Origin of the sequence: Synechocystis salina LEGE 00031, from assembly GCF_015207985.1 — a bacterium.
In the GTDB taxonomy this organism is placed as follows: domain Bacteria; phylum Cyanobacteriota; class Cyanobacteriia; order Cyanobacteriales; family Microcystaceae; genus Synechocystis; species Synechocystis salina.
Genome location: NZ_JADEVV010000099.1, coordinates 1 through 3,716, shown reverse-complemented (window position 1 = coordinate 3,716; position 3,716 = coordinate 1). Strand labels below are relative to the sequence as shown.

At 51.0% G+C, this 3,716-nt stretch carries 4 protein-coding genes; 2 read left to right on the top strand and 2 right to left on the bottom strand.

Features of this window, described 5'->3' with window-relative positions:
• Positions 1–727 (top strand): DUF3370 family protein (locus IQ217_RS18585; protein ID WP_194021393.1); only part of this gene is annotated, 727 nt, incomplete at its 5' end.
• On the opposite strand, the gene IQ217_RS18580 is transcribed toward IQ217_RS18585, so the two are convergent.
• Entirely contained in the window at positions 720–1,472 is a 753-nt protein-coding gene (locus IQ217_RS18580) for a response regulator transcription factor (protein WP_190598779.1), read from the bottom strand. The two genes, IQ217_RS18585 and IQ217_RS18580, sit on opposite strands and share 8 nt — an antisense overlap.
• 328 nt (positions 1,473–1,800) lie before the next feature.
• A complete protein-coding gene (locus IQ217_RS18575; RefSeq protein WP_194021392.1) occupies positions 1,801–2,607 on the bottom strand; it encodes an inositol monophosphatase family protein in 807 nt (268 codons plus the stop codon).
• Between the two features lie 75 nt (positions 2,608–2,682).
• On the opposite strand from IQ217_RS18575, the gene IQ217_RS18570 reads away from it, so the two are divergent.
• The gene (locus IQ217_RS18570; RefSeq protein ID WP_190598723.1) at positions 2,683–3,468 is read left to right on the top strand and encodes a hypothetical protein; all 786 of its coding nucleotides are present in this window, start codon (positions 2,683–2,685) and stop codon (positions 3,466–3,468) included.
• Positions 3,469–3,716: the final 248 nt, after the last annotated feature.

Sequence of the window (3,716 nt, the reverse complement as noted above, 5' to 3'; positions counted from 1 at the left end):
GACCTACCGCCCCCCCACCTTGGACAATTGGCAAGCGATGCTATACCGCGGCTATCTAGCTTATCCCAGGGATTTGGCCCCCACTCCCCCCGACCAAATCCGCCCTGGGGCTCCCCGCACCCCCATCTATGGCCGGGTGGCCGGTATTTCCCAAGGCGCTTCTTGGCAAGCCACCCTAGTGGACAATTCCAAGGCTCAATTCCTCACTATTCCCCAACGGGGGAGAGCTTTTTCCTATCCCCTCAGCACCGTTAGTGTGGGTACCTATGCTACCCAACAGGTACAGAGCGCTCCCATGCTGGCCCGCTACCCCGACACGGCCTATCTAGCCCATGGCAACTATGGGGTGCATTATCAATTGCAGTTACCTCTGAAAAACGCCACTAATAACCGACAGAGCGTTTCCCTCACCCTGCAAACTCCGATCAAACAAGATCAATATAACGATCGCCTATTCTTCATGCGCCAACCCACCGGCCAAGTCTTTTTCCGGGGCACGGTTAGGGTCAGCTACACCGACAGCCAAAACCAACCCCAAGAAAGATTTTTTCACCTTACCCAACGGCGGGGGGAAATGAGCAATCCCCTAATCACCTTAAATATGCAACCAGGGGAACAGCGGGAAGTGACGGTGGACTTGATGTATCCTCCCGATGCCACCCCTCCCCAGGTGCTGACGGTCAAAACAGAGGAGCTTTATTACGGCAGTTTGTCTTCCCCTAGGTAAGCACCGAGACTCCAGCGGGGGAAAGGGAAACGGGTTTCTCCGCCACTACTTTTTTCTCTTCCAAAATGGAGGAGTTAAAACGGTAGCCCACATTTCGCACGGTTTGGATGAGGCTGGGTTGCCTGGGGTCTGTCTCAATTTTTTTCCTGAGGGAAAGGACATGGGTGTCGATGGTGCGGGGGTTATCGATCGCCTCGGGCCAGGCTCGGCGGAGCAGTTCTGTGCGGCTGAGGGCACTACCTTCAGCTTGGGTGAGCACGTAGAGCAAACTGAATTCCTGGGGGGTGAGGTCAACAAAGTTGCCCTGGTATTCCACCCGTCGCTGTACCAAATCGATTTTTAGTACCCCATAATCCAACAACAAAGGGGCGGCCACAGTGCGGACTCGGCGAATTAAACATTCTATGCGGGCTAAAAATTCCTGCATACCAAAGGGTTTGGTCAAATAATCATCAGCCCCGGCCTTTAACCCATGGACAATATCCTTTTCTGTATCCTTGGCGGAAAGAATAAAAATCATTGATTGGTGCTGTTGATACAACCAACGGCAAAGCTCAATGCCATCCCCATCGGTAAGGTCGGAATCGATCACGGCCAGGGTAGGTAATTGATTATTAAATGCCTGGCGGGCCTGGTGAAAACCGCTACATTGTTGGACAAGGTAGCCGCTCTGCTGCAGATGCCAGCTTAATAGAGAGCGGAGATGGGGGTTACCCTCTACGACTGATATGTAGACTGGATTCACCGATCTAGACCCCTGACTGAAAGTTCCCTGCTAATCTAACAAAGTCAATGTCAAGGCTTTGTAACAACAGTTACCTGCCTAGGGGGGCAAATCTGCAAAAAATATAAAGAATTTGCTCGTCATAATGTTATTTGTCTGTACCATTTCCGTCAATAAATGACGAGTTTTTGAAAGATTAATGGCCAATAAAAACAATATTCGAGAGCCTAAAAATTTTAATTTTCTCTCTCAATCTACCCACCAAAGCTCCCGCAAGACCGGGAGAATTTGATTTACTTTGCCTCAAAGCTGAGAAGTCTGGTTTTTTTTAACCTATCCAGGGGCACCCTCACTGGACAGCTAAAACTAGGGGTTTGAATTGTTCCATTAGTTCTCTCCGACTGGCGGTGATGCAAGGATAGGGGCGATCGCCATAATTCTCCCCTGGGGTAAGGGGAAACAACGGTTCCGGGCGAAGGCAGAGAAATTCCCCTCCAGCGGCCAACAAGATCGGCCAGGCGCCAGCAATGTCCCAAATTTTGGGTGTTTTTTCCGTCCCTCCCAAGGCCGCTCCCAGGGCCACCAGGGCTAAATTGTAACTACTAACCCCAATTAGCCTCAATTTACAGGGAAAAGGATTGGTTAAAATGGCAGCGCTTCGGGCACAGAGGTTAAACAAATGATTTTGACTAGGTTCGGCCCCACTCACCTGGATTGGTTCCCCGTTCAGAAAGGCACCATGGGGTCCCGTTAAGCCAGAATTTTCTAGCCAATAGCCCCAAAATGATTGCTGTAGTAAAGGAAAATGGAGGAAGCCAAACACCGGCGTCCCCCGGTAGAGTAAACCGAGGGAAATGCCCCAAATGGGAATGCCCCTGGCAAAATTGGTGGTGCCATCAATGGGATCGACAATCCAACACCAATCATTAGCGGGAAAAATGTGGGCCGTTTCCTCCGTTAGCACCCCATGGTCGGGAAATTGGGCGGCAATACGCTGGCGCAACTCCTGGTCAGACCATTGATCAGCGGCGGTGACCAAACTACCATCGGCTTTGCGTTGGGCAGGGATTCTGGCGGATTGGGCCACCAACTCTGTGGCGATCGCCTTGGTCGTGGACTGACAAAAGCTCAAAACCTCTGGCCAAAAAGTCTCCATGTCGAATCTTGATATAGTAAATAGACTGCCTGACAAGGGCAATATGGCCATCATCACACATCGCAGGAATTTGCTGTGACCCAGGTTTGGTTTCCCTCCAAAAATTCGGCTACGACGGTGAAATCAACCGGTCAGTTTTTGCCGCTTTCCCCCAAGGAGGTTACAGCCCTAGGCCTTCGTTTGAGCGATTACCGCTGGCTACACCGCTGGGCTCCCTGGAGTGGGGGCGCTTTTTTGGCGACTATGCTCTGGGCAACGGAATGGCGACTTCTGCTGGCCACGGGCCTGGGGGTGGGCAGTATGCGTTTGGTCTATTGGCTTTTGACCCATCGCCAGGAACTCCAGACTAAACAATTGCACCAGTTTTTTTCCGGGGCCCAGGGTCGATTGACCATTGCTGGCGGTGGAGGTGGTTTAACTGCTGTCGGCACCTACATGGCCACCATGGTTTGGTCGGAGGTGGAAAACCCTTGGTTAGCCACGGGCATTATTTTGCAGGGTTTGGGTTCCCTCGCTACGGTGGGGCTTTTACTCTGGCAACAGCAAAAAGTCACTGCCCCCAAGTTACTCACCGCTCCGCTCCCCGACTTTGACCGCTCTTTACATTACCTGGCCCACGGCGATCGCCTGCAGAAATTAATTGCCCTGCGTCAGTTACAGCAATGGTGGAATCAGCCAGGCCCACACTCCCCGAACCCAAGGGAACTAGCTCTATATCTGCAAGCTTTTTTGGACACTGAACAGGACTCAGCCCTCCAAAGAGCGGCTTTGCATTTACTCCAGCAATGCCGGCAGTCTCCCATGCGCCAAGAACCTTTATCCATTCCCCAACGACAAAGGCAACGGCAACCCATTGAATGACCTAGCTCCCAGCAGTTGTGCGGGTAAAGATTCAACCATCACTTTTTACCTTTGGTGTCGCAGATAATTTAATTAAGATCGGTTCAACTTAGCTGAGTAAAATGTTTTTAATTCAGTCTTTATATCCCTCTTTCATCAAAATGGGTGAATTAGAATGGAGATAAAAGGCTGGAAAGCTTGGAGGGAGTATGACGAAGGTAAGAGAAGCGAAAAAGACAGTACAATGTGTAGACACGTATAGTGAACTG